The organism is Psychrilyobacter sp., assembly GCF_037132775.1.
In the GTDB taxonomy this organism is placed as follows: Bacteria; Fusobacteriota; Fusobacteriia; order Fusobacteriales; family Fusobacteriaceae; genus Psychrilyobacter.
The window spans coordinates 22,497-39,055 of record NZ_JBAHZY010000023.1; the positions used below are offsets into that span (position 1 = coordinate 22,497).

At 31.5% G+C, this 16,559-nt stretch carries 13 protein-coding genes; 7 read left to right on the forward strand and 6 right to left on the reverse strand.

Features of this window, described 5'->3' with window-relative positions:
• The first annotated feature begins 18 nt into the window (after positions 1–18).
• The 6 genes from pflB to V5784_RS01465 all read left to right on the forward strand — a co-directional run bounded on the left by pflB (position 19) and on the right by V5784_RS01465 (position 7,824).
• Positions 19–2,250, forward strand: a complete 2,232-nt coding sequence (pflB, locus tag V5784_RS01440) for a formate C-acetyltransferase (RefSeq protein ID WP_336887268.1) — start codon at positions 19–21, stop codon at positions 2,248–2,250.
• Between the two features lie 104 nt (positions 2,251–2,354).
• A complete protein-coding gene (gene pflA, locus V5784_RS01445; RefSeq protein ID WP_336887269.1) occupies positions 2,355–3,086 on the forward strand; it encodes a pyruvate formate-lyase-activating protein in 732 nt (243 codons plus the stop codon).
• A gap of 543 nt (positions 3,087–3,629) precedes the next feature.
• Positions 3,630–4,640, forward strand: a complete 1,011-nt coding sequence (gene mglB / locus V5784_RS01450; RefSeq protein WP_336887270.1) for a galactose/glucose ABC transporter substrate-binding protein MglB — start codon at positions 3,630–3,632, stop codon at positions 4,638–4,640.
• Positions 4,641–4,702: 62 nt separating this feature from the next.
• On the forward strand, positions 4,703–6,202 hold the full coding sequence (gene mglA / locus V5784_RS01455) for a galactose/methyl galactoside ABC transporter ATP-binding protein MglA (RefSeq protein WP_336887271.1): 1,500 nt from the start codon (positions 4,703–4,705) through the stop codon (positions 6,200–6,202).
• Positions 6,203–6,216: 14 nt separating this feature from the next.
• Positions 6,217–7,218, forward strand: a complete 1,002-nt coding sequence (mglC, locus tag V5784_RS01460; protein WP_336887272.1) for a galactose/methyl galactoside ABC transporter permease MglC — start codon at positions 6,217–6,219, stop codon at positions 7,216–7,218.
• 12 nt (positions 7,219–7,230) lie between these two features.
• Positions 7,231–7,824 carry a hypothetical protein gene (locus V5784_RS01465; protein WP_336887273.1) on the forward strand — a complete coding sequence of 198 codons (594 nt, stop codon included), beginning with the start codon at positions 7,231–7,233 and terminating at the stop codon, positions 7,822–7,824.
• Between the two features lie 71 nt (positions 7,825–7,895).
• On the opposite strand, the gene V5784_RS01470 is transcribed toward V5784_RS01465, so the two are convergent.
• From V5784_RS01470 to V5784_RS01495, 6 genes are all read right to left on the reverse strand, one after another.
• Positions 7,896–9,386, reverse strand: a complete 1,491-nt coding sequence (locus tag V5784_RS01470; protein ID WP_336887274.1) for a UDP-glucose--hexose-1-phosphate uridylyltransferase — start codon at positions 9,384–9,386, stop codon at positions 7,896–7,898.
• Between the two features lie 2 nt (positions 9,387–9,388).
• Positions 9,389–10,543, reverse strand: coding sequence for a galactokinase (locus tag V5784_RS01475; protein WP_336887275.1), 1,155 nt, complete (start codon positions 10,541–10,543; stop codon positions 9,389–9,391).
• A 25-nt stretch (positions 10,544–10,568) separates the two neighbouring features.
• Positions 10,569–11,702, reverse strand: a complete 1,134-nt coding sequence (locus V5784_RS01480; protein WP_336887276.1) for an ROK family transcriptional regulator — start codon at positions 11,700–11,702, stop codon at positions 10,569–10,571.
• Positions 11,696–13,636, reverse strand: coding sequence for a beta-galactosidase (locus tag V5784_RS01485; RefSeq protein WP_336887277.1), 1,941 nt, complete (start codon positions 13,634–13,636; stop codon positions 11,696–11,698). The genes V5784_RS01480 and V5784_RS01485 overlap by 7 nt, the downstream gene beginning before the upstream one ends.
• A 19-nt stretch (positions 13,637–13,655) precedes the next feature.
• Positions 13,656–14,576 (reverse strand): DUF5107 domain-containing protein, encoded by a 921-nt coding sequence (locus V5784_RS01490; protein WP_336887278.1) that lies wholly within the window; start codon positions 14,574–14,576, stop codon positions 13,656–13,658.
• Positions 14,577–14,701: 125 nt separating this feature from the next.
• Positions 14,702–15,442, reverse strand: coding sequence for a MipA/OmpV family protein (locus V5784_RS01495; RefSeq protein WP_336887279.1), 741 nt, complete (start codon positions 15,440–15,442; stop codon positions 14,702–14,704).
• A 258-nt stretch (positions 15,443–15,700) separates the two neighbouring features.
• Between V5784_RS01495 and V5784_RS01500 the strand changes: the two genes are divergently transcribed.
• Positions 15,701–16,057, forward strand: a complete 357-nt coding sequence (locus tag V5784_RS01500) for a hypothetical protein (protein WP_336887280.1) — start codon at positions 15,701–15,703, stop codon at positions 16,055–16,057.
• Positions 16,058–16,559 lie beyond the last annotated feature (502 nt).

Here is a 16,559-nt window from a genome sequence, read left to right on the forward strand (position 1 = left end):
AGGTTTAGGAGGAATAAAATGAGTAATTATTTAAATAACTTCAAAGGAGATCTTTGGAAAAAAGAGATCGATGTAAGAGATTTTATACAAAGTAACTATACACCGTATGAAGGTGGAGATGAATTTTTAGCAGGTGCTACTGATAATTCTAAAAAATTATGGGATAAATTAACAGAAATGTTTAAAATAGAAATAGAAAAAGGTGTCTATGACGCAGAAACTAAAATGCCTTCAAATGTAGATGCATATGGAGCAGGATATATAGAGAAAGACTTAGAAAGTATTGTAGGGTTACAAACTGATGCACCATTAAAGAGAGCTATATTCCCTAAAGGTGGCTTAAGAACTGTTCAAAATGCATTAGAATCTTACGGGTATGAAATGGATCCAGTAACAGCTGAATTCTTTAAAAACAATAGACCAAGTCATAATGACGGTGTATTCTCAGCTTATACTGATGATATCAGAGCAGCCAGAAGATCTGGAATCATCACTGGTTTACCAGATGCATATGGAAGAGGAAGAATCATAGGAGATTACAGAAGAGTAGCTCTTTATGGTGTAGACAGATTATTAGAAGATAAAGTAGCTCAAAAGAAATCTTTAGATGTAAATGAGATGACTGAAGATATCATCAGAAGCAGAGAAGAAGTTTCCCAACAAATAGCATCTTTAAAAGCGTTAATTGTTATGTGTAATACATACGGATTCGACGTATCTAAACCAGCTACAAATGCAAAAGAAGCTATCCAATGGACTTACTTCGCTTACCTTGCTGCTACTAAGCATCAAGACGGAGCTGCTATGTCATTGGGAAGAGTATCTACTTTCTTAGATATCTATATTGAAAAAGATATTGCTGAAGGAATCATCACTGAAGAAGAGGCTCAAGAATATATCGACCAATTCGTTATGAAGTTAAGAATAGTGAGATTTTTAAGACCACCAGCTTACAATGAATTATTTTCAGGAGATCCTACATGGATCACAGAATCAATAGGTGGTATGGGTGTAGACGGAAGAACTTTAGTAAGTAGAACTTCATTCAGAATATTAAACACTTTATATAACTTAGGCGCAGCACCTGAGCCAAACTTAACAGTTTTATGGTCAACTAGTTTACCTGAAAACTTTAAGCAATTTGTTGCAAAAGTATCTATGGATACATCATCATTACAATATGAAAATGATGACCTTATGAGAAATCAATTTGGTGATGACTATGGAATCGCTTGTTGTGTATCTCCTATGAAGATAGGTAAAGGAATGCAATTCTTCGGTGCCAGAGTAAACTTACCTAAAGCATTATTATATGCTATCAATGGTGGAAAAGATGAGAAGAGTGGAGCACAAATAGCTCCTCAGTTCGCACCTATCACATCTGAGTACTTAGAGTACGATGAAGTTATGGAAAAGTTTGATCAAATGATGGACTGGTTATCTAAAGTATATGTTAAATCATTAAACATAATTCACTATATGCATGACAAGTATGCATACGAAGCATTCCAAATGTCATTACATGATTTAGAGATCGATAGAACTCAAGCTCATGGAATCGCAGGAATTTCTATCATTGCAGACTCATTAGCAGCTATCAAAAATGCTAAAGTAAAAGTAATCAGAGATGAAACTGGTTTAGCAGTAGACTATGAGATCGAAGGAGATTACATTCCATTCGGAAACAACGATGACGCAACTGATGAATTGGCTATCATGATCACTAAAAATTTCATGAACAAGATCAGAAGTCATCAAATGTATAGAGGGGCTAGACCTACTCAATCTCTATTAACTATCACTTCAAACGTAGTCTACGGAAAGAAGACTGGTAATACACCAGACGGTAGAAGAGCTGGAGAGCCATTTGGTCCAGGAGCTAACCCTATGCATGGTAGAGACAGAAGAGGAGCAATTGCTGCTATGTCATCTGTTGCAAAGTTACCATTTGAAGATGCAAATGATGGTATCTCTTATACATTTGCTATAACTCCAGGAGCGTTAGGAAAAGATGATTCAATCAGAAGAAACAACCTAATCTCATTGATGGATGGATATTTCTCTCCAACAGGTGGACAACATTTAAACGTTAACGTATTCGATAGATCATTATTAGAAGATGCTATGGAAAGACCAGAATTATATCCTCAATTAACTATCAGAGTATCTGGATATGCAGTTAACTTTGTTAGATTGACTAAGGAACAACAATTAGATGTTATAAGAAGAACTATTAACTCAACTATGTAATAAAAAGTTATAGTCTGAAAGTGGTAGTTAATTAATTTTAACTACCGCTTTTATTTATATGTCATATAAAATAATGGTCAAGTGAACTAAAGGAGATGAAAGAGATGAAATTGACAGGAAAGTTACATTCATTTGAAAGTTGTGGAACAGTAGATGGGCCTGGTATCAGATTTATTGTATTTACACAAGGCTGTCCCCTAAGATGTAAATATTGTCACAACCCAGATACATGGGATATTAAAGATGCCAAATACGAAAGAGATATTGAATTTACTATAAATGAAATAAAAAAATATAAACCATTTTTTAGAAATGGTGGTGGATTAACAATTACAGGTGGAGAACCATTTGTACAAATGAATTATATAGAAGCTCTATTTAAAAGATCCAAAGAAGAAGGAATTCATACAGCTATAGATACTTCTGGCTATATATTTAATGACAGAGTAAAGGAAGTTCTTGAATATGTGGACTTAGTATTACTAGATATCAAAAGTATAAATCCAATTACTTATAAGGAACTGACAGGAGTAGAGTTAGAGAACACTCTAAAGTTTGCGGAATATTTGGATAGTATAGGAAAACCTGTTTGGATAAGACATGTTGTTGTTCCTGGAATAACAGATAGGAAGGAAAATTTAGAAAAATTAGCAGACTATATTTCTAAATTAAAAAATGTAGAAAAAATTGAACTACTTCCATTTCATCAACTTGGAACACATAAATGGGAAGAGATGAACCTTGACTATCCATTAAAAGATGCGGTAGAACCCACAGCGAAAGAGATGAAAGATGCTAGACAAATATTTAGAGATAAGGGATTAAATGTAGGATAAAAAAAATTATAAATTAAATAATAAAAAAAGATCGCAAATTAATTTAAATCTGCGATCTTTTTTTATTATTTAATTTATAGGATAAGAATAAGTTAACAAAGTTAAACAATTTTAACTCTATATAAAAAAGGAATATAAATATCATATTTAAAAAAGTTAATAAAGTATAGATGGAAGTAAAAAAATTACTTTTAAAACAAAAGAAAAAGATATTGACTATTCTTTGTTTTGGAACTATACTTTTATTATGATAATAGAACAAAAATGAAGTTTATAAAAAAATTTATGGAATATATTTTAAAATTATGAATAAAGAAATACCGTATTATAGCAGAAAAGATACTTTCTATCATGAATAAAGAAATATTGTTTAAAAATTAAAATTGGATTGAAAGAATAATCAATTTGGTAGATGATGATTTACCTTAGAGATATTTATATTTATATTTATATTTATATTTATATTTAATTGATATTGAAATAAACTTGAGGTAAACTTGAGTAAAGGTTATTTAATAAAAACAAATTTTTAGGAGGGTGAATATGAAAAAAACATTTACGGTAATGGCAATGCTAGCAGCAATAACAGCTTGCGGTGAAAAAGAAGCGGCAACTACAGAAGGTAAAGTAGCACCGAAGATTGGAGTAGCGATTTATAAGTTTGATGATAACTTTATGTCTATATTGAGACAAGATCTGAATAAAATTTCAACTGCTAAGGGAGTCAAATTAGATCTAGTAGACTCACAAAACAGTCAATCTACTCAAAACGATCAGATAGATGTATTTTTATCTAAGGGAATAGATGCTTTAGCTATAAACTTAGTGGATCCTGCATCTGCTCCAACTATTATTAATAAAGCCAAGGAAGAAAATAAACCGATAGTATTTTTTAACAAGGAACCATCTGAGCAAGATATGAATTCATATGACAAAATATACTATGTAGGGACAGATTCTAAGGAATCAGGGGTAATACAAGGAGACCTTATTGCAAAACATTGGATGGAGAGCCGTGATAAATGGGACCTAAATAAAGATGGAAAAATTCAATTTGTTTTATTAAAAGGGGAACCTGGTCATCCAGATGCGGAAGCTAGAACTGAATGGGTAGTAAAAACATTAAATGAAAAAGGTATAAAGACAGAAGCATTACATTTAGACACAGGAATGTGGGATACAGCAATGGCTAAAGATAAGATGGATGCGTGGATTGCAGGGCCTAATAAAGATAAGATAGAAGTAGTAATAGCAAACAATGATGGAATGGCATTTGGAGCAATCGAGGCATTAAAAGCAGCAGGAAGATCAGAGATACCTGTATTTGGAATAGATGCTCTTCCAGAAGCTCTAGCAATGATTGAAAGGGGCGAATTAGAAGGAACTGTTCTAAATGATGCTAAAAACCAAGCTCAAGCTACTTTTGACCTTACTTATAACTTAGCTCTTGGAAAAGATCCACTTGAAGGAACAGAGTGGATCTTGGATGATAAAAAAGCCGTAAGAATACCTTATGTAGGAGTAGACAAAGATAATCTTGCAGATTTTAAATAATACATTCTAGCTGGGTTTTTATTACCCAGCTTTATTTTAACAAAAAGAGGAGGATCTTAAAGATGGAAGAAAAATTTCTTTTGGAGATGAAAGAAATAACCAAGGAGTTTCCAGGGGTAAAAGCTCTAGATAAGGTTACTATTCAAATAAGGGAATCTAGTGTTCATGCACTTATGGGGGAGAATGGAGCAGGGAAATCAACTCTGATGAAGTGTCTTTTTGGTATCTATCAAAAAGATTATGGAGAGATTATATTTTGTGGGAAACAAATAAACTTTACCTCTCCTAAAGAAGCTTTAGATAGTGGTGTTTCTATGGTTCACCAAGAGTTAAATCAAGTATTGCAGAGGAATGTTATGGATAATATATGGCTTGGGAGGTATCCTCAAAAGGGGTTTTTTATAGATGAAAAGAAGATGTATGAGGATACGAAAAAAATATTTGATGAGTTAGATATCGATATAGATCCTAGAAAAAAAGTAGGCGAATTATCGGTCTCAGAGATGCAGATGCTAGAGATAGCCAAGGCTGTTTCCTATGATTCTAAGATCATAGTGATGGACGAACCTACGTCTTCACTCACAGAGAAAGAGGTAAGACAGCTATTCAAAATAATAAATAAACTAAGAGATAGAGGATGCGGAATCATATACATATCTCATAAGATGGAAGAAATACTAGAGATAGCTGACGAAGTGACTGTCATGAGAGATGGAAAATGGATCTCTACTGATAACTCTAAAGATCTTACCACAGATATTATTATCAATATGATGGTTGGAAGGGATCTCAGTGAAAGGTTTCCTCTTAAAACCAATGTTCCTAAAGAAGTAATCTTGGAGATAAAAGATTTTACCGCCAAACAACAGCCTTCTTTTAGGGATATAAACTTTAAATTACGCAAGGGTGAAATACTAGGCATAGCAGGTTTAGTAGGAGCTAAAAGAACAGAGATACTGGAGTCTATTTTTGGAATGAGAGAAAGGGAAACAGGGACAATAATATTAGATGGCAAAGTTGTAACCAATAAAAATCCCCATGAAGCTATAAGAAATGGATTTGCACTAGTTACAGAGGAACGTAGATCTACAGGTATATTTGCAGGACTGGATATAACCTTTAATTCTACTATATCTAATATCGATGTATATCAAGGAGCTGGACATTTTTTGGATGATAAGAAGATGAAATTAGATACAGAATGGGTTATAGATAGTATGAGAGTTAAAACTCCTACTCAAAAAACTCACATCGGAAGTCTGTCCGGAGGGAATCAGCAAAAGGTTATCATTGGAAAATGGCTGCTTACAAACCCTGAGATATTGATGCTCGATGAACCGACCAGAGGGATCGATGTGGGAGCTAAATTTGAGATCTATCAACTTATGAATGAATTGGCAAAAAAAGATAAGGGAATAATAATAATTTCATCTGAGATGCCGGAACTGTTGGGTACAACAGATAGAATACTAGTTATGAGTAATGGGAATATAGCAGGGATAGTAGATACAAATAAAACTACACAAGAAAAAATAATGACCTTATCGGCTAAATTTTTATGATATTTGGAGGAAGTATGGATAAGAAAAAATTACAGAATTGGGGAACAGAAAATGCAATATACCTGGTGTTAATAGCATTATTGGTATTTATAGTTATGAAGGAACCGACATTTTTATCGGTTAGAAATTTAACTAATATATTGACCCAGTCATCGGTTAGAGTAATTATTGCCTTAGGAGTTGCGGGTCTTATTGTAACTCAAGGGACTGACCTGTCTGCAGGGCGTCAAGTTGGGATGGCGGCTCTAATATCAGCGTCACTTCTACAAGCTACTAGTGCTGCAACTAAGGTGTTTCCTAGTTTAGGAGAAATGCCTTTAATGGCAGTTTTATTATTAGTTATAATAATAGGTGCTATAGTTGGATTATTAAATGGAATAGTCATAGCAATTTTTCATGTAACTCCATTTATAGCAACCTTAGGTTCTATGATCATTGTATATGGTGCTAATTCACTATATTTTGACGTGATAGGAGCATCACCTGTGGCATCCTTTGATCCACGATTTTCAAAACTTACTCAAGGAGTTTTTAAGATATCGGGATATCGTTTTTCATACCTGATAATCTATGCTACTATTGCAACTGTTATTACTTGGGTATTATGGAATAAAACTAAATTTGGTAAAAATATATTTGCTATTGGTGGAAATCCTGAAGCGGCAGCAGTCTCTGGGGTAAATGTAAGGAATAATCTATTGAAGGTATATATTCTTTCTGGAATTTTTTATGCTCTTGCTGGATTCTTAGAAGCAGGAAGAATTGGGTCAGCAACAAACAATATTGGATTTATGTATGAATTAGATGCTATCGCTGCCTGTGTAGTTGGTGGAGTTTCATTCAGTGGTGGAGTAGGAAAGATAAGTGGGGTAGTAACAGGTGTTATAATCTTTACAGTTATAAACTACGGATTAACATATGTAGGAATTAGCCCATATTGGCAATATATTATAAAGGGATTAATTATTATAATAGCTGTAGGTTTAGACACAAGAAAATATCTTAAGAAGAAATAGGTGGTTTTTTATATGATTAAATTGATTAGTATATCAGTGCAAGAGATAAGAGAAGCTTTAGAAAATATCCGACCCTTAATCCTTGATGAGGTTGGAATAGGAAAGGGAACTTTAGAATTTTTAGAAGAGATGTTGGAGCATAAAACTTTGATAGGTTTTGCTTTTGATCTAGGTGTAGAGATAAAATTTTTTAAAGATGATGAATCTTTAGCTGAAATAGGTCAAAAAATATTGAAGGCAAAAGATAATGGAATCAAAAGAGCCATGTATAAAAACTTTGGGGCATTTAAAGAGGAGATAGATAAAATAGATTTTCTAGAAGTTAAAGAAAGTCCCATAGAAGAATTAGAAGTTTTGGGATTTTGTTATCTATTGGAGGGTTTAAAATATCATTTTAAAAACGACATCTATATTCTTTTGGAGATTGAGTCCAAATTTACTAATTTTACAAAAAATCCGAGTGAAGCTATCAAACTTTTGTTGGACCTTCAAGAAAAAAATATTTTATTAGATGATGTAGAAAAATATTTTGAGGAAAAACTGTCTTTAGAAGAAAGACAAAACTTAGAAAAAATAATGAAAAAATACGAGAAGATGGAACTATAAATATTAACATAAAAGGCCCTTAAAAAAATTTCTAAGGGCCTTTTATTGAGAAAATAATGGCGTTAAAGTTTTTATTTCACTGTGTTTAAAAACTTAATTAAGCCATTAACCCCAGTTTCGTTTAGCTTGAATACTCCTGCATCTTCTAAGACTCTTTCAAATACTCTTCCAACCTCAGTTTCAAAAGTAGTTTTACCATCTTTTAATTTTTTCTCTATTATTACACACCAATCGTAGTGTTTTTCTAATGTTTCATCATTTTTTACCAAGTCTAAAAAATTGTCTTCCAAAGCTATCTCTTTAAGAGAGTCTAACTCAGATTTTAATCTTCCCGGTAAAACTGCTAATCCCATTACCTCGATTAGTCCAATGTTTTCTTTTTTAATATGATGCAATTCACTGTGCGGATGAAATAGTCCTAAGGGGTGTTCATCGGTTGTTCTATTATTTCTAAGAACTAAATCTAATTGATAGTTTTCACCCACTCTTCTTGCAAGTGGAGTTATTGTATTGTGCGGTTCATTCTCTGAGTAAGCTAGTATATGAAGTGATTCATCGCTGTATTCTCTCCAAGCTGTTAGAATTTTATTTCCTAAATCTATTAATTCTTCTCTATCACCTGTCAATCTAACTACTGATAGCGGCCACTTTAATATTCCTGCTTCTACACCTTCAAATCCTTCAAATTTTACTCTATGAATAATCTCTGCCACTTCCATTGGGAACTTATGGTATCCACCTTGGAAATGATCATGACTTAAGATAGAACCGCCTACTATTGGTAGATCAGCATTTGATCCAACAAAGTAGTGGGGAACTTGTTCTATAAAATCAAGTAAATTTGTGATGTTTTTTCTATCAATTCTCATATCTCTATGTTCGCTGGAAAAAATTATTGAATGTTCATTGTAGTAAACATATGGTGAATATTGTAAGTTCCAAGGATCACCTTTAAAATCAAATGGAATTATCCTATGATTTTGTCTTCCTGGATGTGTATAACTTCCCATATATCCAACGTTTTCCTTGCATAATAGACATTTTGGATAACTAACTTTTTTGATCAACTTAGCTTTTGCTATTTCTTTTGGATCTTTCTCTGGTTTAGATAAGTTTATTGTGATTTGTAAGTCACCGTATTTGGTAGGCGTAATCCATTTTTTATTTTTAGCAACTCTGTCTCCTCTAATATAATTACTTTTATTAGAGAAATCATAATACCAAGCAGTAGCAGCTTTTATCCCCTCATTTGTTTTTATTTCATCAAACTTTTTAGTCACCTGTGATGGTTTTGGAAGGAGACTTCCCATTATTTTACTGTCTAAAAGATCTCTTTCGGTTACATTATTTTGTATTAGATTAGTTTCACAGGCATAATCTAATATTTCATCCAATATTTCACTGATATTATCCTGGCTTTCAACTTTATCGAACACCTTTAAATCATCTAAGTTCAAAATATCCATCAAGGTATTTTTACTGTAGATCTCATCCTCTTTTTCTATAAAATTATTTCTAATACTATAATCTACTAAAGTATCTATTTTTTTTGATATCTCCATAATTATATCTCCCTTGCTCCTTCACCTATTTTAACCTTGTAAAATTTCCCGGTTAATCCAGTTTTTTCAGTATATTTTTTCCCTACATTTTTAATAATTTGATCTATAAACTTATCTTCTACTATACTAACTGTACAACCACCAAATCCAGCTCCAGTCATTCTAGCTCCTACTACTCCTTCTTCTTCCCACAAAGCTTCTACCATTGCATCTAGATATAATCCAGTTACTTCATAGTCATCTCTAAGTGAGATGTGGGATTCGTTCATTAAAAGCCCAAATTCTTTTAAATTATTTTGAGAGAGAGCTTTTACTGCTCTTTCAGTTCTTGCATTTTCATATACAGCGTGTTTTGCCCTTTTTTGTCTAATTTCATCTTTAATTAAGTTTTTATTTTCTTCAAATTTTTCGATACTTAATTCCCCTAAGGATTTAATATCTAATTTTGTTTGGAGCTCCGCTAATGCAGTATCACATTCATTTCTTCTTTCGTTATAAGCAGAATCAGCTAGGCCCCTTCTTTTATTAGTATTTGCAATCAAGATGCTATGGTTGTCTAACTTTAGTGTAACGTAGCGATAGTCTAATGTATTACAGTCTAATAGAATAGCCTTATCTTTTTTTGCCATTCCCACTGCAAATTGATCCATTATTCCACAATCTACTCCTACAAATAGATTTTCAGCCTTTTGACTTAACTTTACAATTTCGATCATCTCAATATCTAAGCTAAATAAACTCTTTAGGATAAATCCAGTCAATACTTCCAATGAGGCCGATGATGATAATCCTGCTCCATTCGGTATATTTCCAAAGAATAAGATATCAAACCCATTGTCAATTTTATATCCTTCATCTAAAAATGTTTTCAACTCTCCCAGTGGATAATCTGTCCACTTATTTTCTTTTATTAATTTTTCTAAAGTAAACTCTAATATCCCAGATTCTTTGAAATTTTCCGAAAATAATCTAATTTTATTATCCTCTCTTAATCTAACAATTGCATATGTTCCTATTGTTAAACCACAGGGGAAGACACAACCTCCATTATAATCTACATGTTCACCAATTAAGTTTACTCTTCCAGGAGTAAAGTATGCTTTTGTATAATTTTTATTAAATACTTCTTTGAACCTAGCTATTAATTGTTCCTTCATTGCTCTTCCTCCAAGATTTTGAAATTTATTTCTTTGTAAATAATTCGTCTATTACCATAGTTACCGCTCCTAACAAAGCCATCTTTGAACCTAAGGTTATTTTTTCTACTTTCAAATTATTTCTAGAATATTCTAAGGCTGATTTTTTAATTTCATCCTCTACTTTTTTTATAAAATCTTCTCTTTTTTCAGCCAGCTCTCCTATTAAATAAATATATTCTGGATTTATTATATTTACTAAATCTCCTAAAACTTTGCCTAAATATTTTCCAGATGAATCAACTATTTTTTGTACCTCAATCCCCCCGTTTGATAGCATTTCATCGATATTTTTAAAGTTTAAATTCTTCTCCTTAGCTTTATCTAGTAGAGCTCCGTGAGATATATAAGTCTCTAAGCAGCCTAGCTTTCCGCACTTACATCTTCTGCTTGATTTTTCTGAAACTACTATATGTCCGATCTCTCCTGCAACTGAACCGCTTCCTCTTAATATCATATTGTCATTTACAATTGAAGCTCCTATCCCTTCTGATAGGTTAACTAAGATAAAATTCTGATGTTCTTTCATTCTCAGATAACTTTTTTGACCAATAGCCATTGCATTTACATCGTTGTCAACTTTTATATTGGTGTGATACTTCATTTGTAGGAGTTTTTTGATATTAAAATCATTCCATCCATAGTAGGGAGCATAGATACTCACTCCATCTCTGCTGTCAACTAAACCATGAAAAGCTAAACCGATGCCATATAATGGGATGTCTTTATATCCTTTCATAAAATGATCGATCATAACGGTGATACTTAACAAAACTTCTTCCTTTTGAACATCTTTTGTCAGGTCAATTTTTTTAATTTCCTTTAGCTCTCCCTTTAATGTTCCTACTGTCCCTTCTAAATATCCAGGAGCTAAGTTGATGCCGATCACATATCCTGCTTTACTGTTTAATGTTAGAAGTATAGGTGGTCTTCCTCCACTAGTAGTTCCAATCTTAGATTCCTTCAATATATTTTGAGCTATGAGTTTTTTAGTTATCTTCGTGATGCTTGCAGGAGTTAAATTAACTTTTTTAGCTATATCAGCTCTTGAAATTTCTTTTTCTTTCCTTATTAATTCCAGTATTGCTAAATGATTTAAGTTGCTTATTTTTTCTAACATAATCTCTTCTCCACTTTTATTTCGTAAGGGTTAAATATTTTCCCGTTAAATTCTATTTCTTCCCCACTATGATTAGAAATAAAGAAGTAATCCTTATTATTTAAAATTCTTTTATAAATCTCTAAATTTTCAGGGGAATCTATAACATCTAAATTTAGCCCCTCTATTATTCTATCTGATAAAAGATTCATTAATTTATCATCTAAGCTACTCCCAATATAGTAAACTTTTCCATTTTTATATTCGTTTTCAGTTGCACAAGAATAATCTTTATAAAAATCATTGTAACCAACTAACTCATTGGCTGTTTCTACCTTGAGTAGATCCCTCCAGACTTTAGCTTTAAATTTTTCATTGTTATAGCTAACTTCTGCTGAAATCCCTTCACCTAATGACTCTATCTCCTCTACTCTCGCTCCTACCATCTCTCTCAGTGAACAGGGGATAGTTTCTTTAAAGTTGATGTTGTTATAAGTATCTCTAATTCCGGCACGATATGTAAATACAACTCTTCCACCGTCTTCTAAAAACTTATCTAATCTAGCTTTTAACTTAGTATCAGCTATCATTAAATTAGGAATTAAAACTACTTTATACTTAGAAATATCTCTGGAAGCTGGGATTACATCAATGTTTAAATTCTTTCTATAAAAAGGACGATATAATTTTACCAATTCATCGTTAAAGTTATAGGTTGAACTTTGTTTTTGAATTCTCCAAGACCAGACATTATCATAGCTGTATAAAATTGCTACATCTGATTTTATTTTTGAATTTACTATTTCCTCATGAGGTTTCATATACTTTATAAACTCTTGAACTTCCCTATATTTTCTTCCGTTTGTATTGTCATGGTCGATTATTCCAAAACAGAACTGTTCAGCTCCCCTAGTCATACCTCTCCATCTAAACCAGATCATACTGTTGCACCCATGAGCCATACCCTGATGAGCCCACATCTTAGCTTGATTAGGACGAGGCAGGTAACCTATTACATCATGACCTTGGGCCCCCATTAATTGTTCTACTATCCAGAAATTATCGTCTTTTAATCCCCTTATGAAATCCAGTGTCATTGCAATCTCTTCTGGAGGCATAGGTTCTACTAATCCTCCCCACACAGGGTAGTTATCATAGGATGCAAAATCTAATTCTTTGAACTGTTCGTCATGATCAAAATATTTATTAAAAAATCCTCCTGAAGCATTTGTTGTAACCTGCTGGTGAGTCCCTTTATTTGCTTTTACAATATCAATTTGCTCAATTGCATAACGATTTAATGTAAATGATCTATACCTTGACCAATCTAATCTGAGTGCCGGGTTGTGTGTTGTGATTGTTGTTTTGGGAATTGGAATTTCATCAAAATTATTGTATGTCTGACCCCAAAATATAGTTCCGTATTTCTCATTTAACTCATCTATATTTTGGTATTTATTTTTTAAGAAATTTTGAAAATCTATATGACACTTATCACAGTAACACATGTCGCTTCTTTCGTGACCAAATTCATTGTCAACCTGCCAGCTTATAATAGTTTCTTCATCTTTATAGTGGGTAACTAACTTTTTTGAAATTTTCCTACTGTAATCTCTATATGTGCTTGAAGTATAGCAATATTGACGTCTCCCGCCAAATATTCTTTTATTTCCATCAATCTCTTCGGATAAAATATCTTGATGTTCGTTAGCTAACCAAGCCGGAAATGTGGCAGTAGGAGTACCAAACATTACTTTTATATTGTTTTCCTTAGCTTTCTTTATAACCATATCAAAGAATGAAAAATCATATTCCCCATCTTTGGGTTCCATTAAATGCCAGGCAAATTCCCCGATTCTAACAATGTTTACTCCCATTTCCTTCATCCTAGTTAAATCTTCATCTATCATATCTATGTCCCAGTGTTCAGGATAATAATCTACTCCAAAATACATATTTTTTACCCTCCTTTCTTTACTTTAGTTCTAACTCTAACCACCAAGTATTACTCGTCTTTTTTTTCACCCTCTGAATCTTGTTTCTTTTTATACCATCTTCGACACTGTCATAGATCCCTGTGCAAGGTTCTAAGGCTATATTATAATCCCCACGGTAACCTCCTTGAGTTCTCCAAACTCCCAAATATGGGACTTTATCAACAGGAACTCTTACGATCACACTTTCATTGGTCTTTAAATTTATTATCTTACTCCAGGATGTTTGCTCTAAAAAATAAAATTTTTCACAGTTGTTTTTATCTAACTTCTCAACCATTGACAGGTCAAATATTTCATTATTTTTATCTATTGTATATGGATAATTGTATTCCTTCATATATTCTAAATGGGTACTAGATGATTCTAAACTTATTACTTTATCTAAATGATTTGGTACAACTATTTTGGTATTTTCATCACAGTTAAGTAACATATGAGGTGCCCAAATATAAGCTAAATCGTCACTGCCAAAATTGATTACCTGATAATCAATTTTAATTTTATTATCAACTAAATTGATGGTTTTCTTTAAAGTATATTGAAACTTCTCACTTGTAACTTCTAAGTAAGCTTTCTTCCCTTTTATCTCTACCTTCCAAGGCATAGTCCAAACTTCTCCATGATCAGGTATTTTTAATCCCTTTCTATTCCCTTCAGGATAAATACATTCATCTATAGATGGAAAACATTCATCAAATCCACTTGAATCATATTCTGAAAAAATACTTCCATAAGTTGGAGTTTTTAAAATTTTAAAATTTTGAAACAATATTTCACTTTTATTTTCTTTGTTAATAATAGAAATTATCTTTCCACCATAATCTGGTAAAATTTTAATTTTAATTCTATGGTTTTCTAATATTTTGAAGTGTATTCCATTTATTCCGTTGATTTCCACTTATAAAACCTCCTTTTCGTTCCATTATTACAATAAAAGTATAGTTTTAAAACAAAAGAAAGTCAACATTTTTTCTAGTGGTTTAGTGAGAAGTATAATGTTCCCCATTAACTTTATTAACTTTTTTAAAAATCATATCTCAAACCTAACCCTATAAAATAATTTGTTCGACTATTGACAATAGGAGAATCCCCGACTTCACTTCCTATATATTGTATTTCCGCTATTGTAAACGCAGACCATTTTGATGTGAAATTATATTTTGCTGTTAAACCCATTGATGATGCAAATTCAAAATCATTGGGGTTATAGATTTTGTTTAATTTTGTATTTTTAGGGTTATTAACTTCATCTTCAGTTATACCGAAATAATAATCAACCATATCGCTATCTAATAGCGTAAGATTAATTTGTGGAATAATTAGCAATTTTTTTGTTACAAAAATAGGTTTGATTACAGATATTTTACCTGAATTACCTCTTTCTCCACCTCTTAGTTCGGTTAGGAGTTTAATGTCTTGATATTTTGTCTCATAACCTAATCTAAATCCAAATTCTATTTGTGTTTTTCTATCATTGATTCCTTTATAACCCTTCTCCATATCTGAATTGTTGAGTTGTGTTCCTCCAATACCTTGTAAAGAAACACCACCAAATAACTGTGAAAATCCAGTAATAGAAATTTTAGAATTTAATTCTTTTTTATAACCAAGTTCAGTACCTAAAATATAAAAATTTTTGCTGACTAAACCTACAATAGGAACATAACGTGTATTTTTTCCATGGACTTTATAAAGTTTACTTCCATATCCTCCCATAAATCCTAAAGAAATTTTATAATTCTCCTCACTTCTTTTCTTAATCATCTCATTTTCTGAAAAACTTAATACAGAAAACATTAAAAAATAAAAAATTTTTTTTGTTTCATATTTTTCCTCCCTAAATCATTTAATTTGTATCGATGACTATTTTATCATTTAATTTTTTCTTTTAAGTGACAATTGTCGCTATAAACCATAAAATTATTGATATATTTATTTTTAAAATTGATTTTTTAATTAAATTGATATAAAATTAAATTAGAAACTACAGCTCAAAAAATATAATCATAAGAGGTCTAAATCATGATAAAGTCAAATATACTTTCAAAATTAAATTTAACAGAGCTTATAGAAACAAAATTTGAAGATTCTATAACAATAAAAAATTTTACTGAGGGAGATATTGTAGTAGACATACTCCATAATGAATTAGGAGCTTGTTATATACTAAAGGGACAAGTTGAATTGATCTCATATACTATAGATGGAAAAGAATTCTATAGATATTTTTCCTCAGGAAATATAATTGGTATTGGAGAATGTTTTATTGATAAAAATAAAAATGAGTGTGAAAAAAAATTTGGAATGGATATGCATGTATTGGAAAATACCGAGATTGCTTATCTTCCATTTTTTGAACTGATGAGTTTAAAAATATAAAATAAAGATGAAATTTTAAGAAAACTTATTGTTATGACCACTAAAGAAAAATACAAAGAGAGCAGTCATTATTTAGGAAAAGGCTTTATACTCTGATAAAGAATTTATAGTTAAGGCTTTAGAGCGATTAAAAACCATAAAAACATCCAACACAAAAAAATTAGCTAAAGGTCTCAATATGAATCTTAGAAACCTTCAAAGACTTTTGAAAAAATTAGAAGAAATGGGCATAATAACAAAAGATAAAGGCATTGTTTCAATAAAAAATTTTGAGAAATTTGATGAATAAAAAAAAATGTAAGACTTTAAGAATGATTAAGACTGAATATAAAATTATGAAAGAACAATAATTTTTTATTTTCTAAAAATTATAAATAAAAAAACATGCCAAGAAGGGGCTGTTGCAAGTTTTGTGTAAACTCTAAAAATTAATGTAAAACTTTTATAAAAAGAGGAGTAATAATTCTTTAATTATTGCTTCTCGTTTTTAATATATTAGAAC

Excerpts from the sequence above, each read along its gene's own strand:
- pflB (WP_336887268.1), top strand. The coding sequence starts at position 19 with ATGAGTAATTATTTAAATAACTTCAAAGGAGATCTTTGGAAAAAAGAG.
- pflA (WP_336887269.1), top strand. The coding sequence starts at position 2,355 with ATGAAATTGACAGGAAAGTTACATTCATTTGAAAGTTGTGGAACAGTA.
- mglB (WP_336887270.1), top strand. The coding sequence starts at position 3,630 with ATGAAAAAAACATTTACGGTAATGGCAATGCTAGCAGCAATAACAGCT.
- mglA (WP_336887271.1), top strand. The coding sequence starts at position 4,703 with ATGGAAGAAAAATTTCTTTTGGAGATGAAAGAAATAACCAAGGAGTTT.
- mglC (WP_336887272.1), top strand. The coding sequence starts at position 6,217 with ATGGATAAGAAAAAATTACAGAATTGGGGAACAGAAAATGCAATATAC.
- V5784_RS01465 (WP_336887273.1), top strand. The coding sequence starts at position 7,231 with ATGATTAAATTGATTAGTATATCAGTGCAAGAGATAAGAGAAGCTTTA.
- V5784_RS01470 (WP_336887274.1), bottom strand. The coding sequence starts at position 9,386 with ATGGAGATATCAAAAAAAATAGATACTTTAGTAGATTATAGTATTAGA.
- V5784_RS01475 (WP_336887275.1), bottom strand. The coding sequence starts at position 10,543 with ATGAAGGAACAATTAATAGCTAGGTTCAAAGAAGTATTTAATAAAAAT.
- V5784_RS01480 (WP_336887276.1), bottom strand. The coding sequence starts at position 11,702 with ATGTTAGAAAAAATAAGCAACTTAAATCATTTAGCAATACTGGAATTA.
- V5784_RS01485 (WP_336887277.1), bottom strand. The coding sequence starts at position 13,636 with ATGTATTTTGGAGTAGATTATTATCCTGAACACTGGGACATAGATATG.
- V5784_RS01495 (WP_336887279.1), bottom strand. The coding sequence starts at position 15,442 with ATGATTAAGAAAAGAAGTGAGGAGAATTATAAAATTTCTTTAGGATTT.
- V5784_RS01500 (WP_336887280.1), top strand. The coding sequence starts at position 15,701 with ATGATAAAGTCAAATATACTTTCAAAATTAAATTTAACAGAGCTTATA.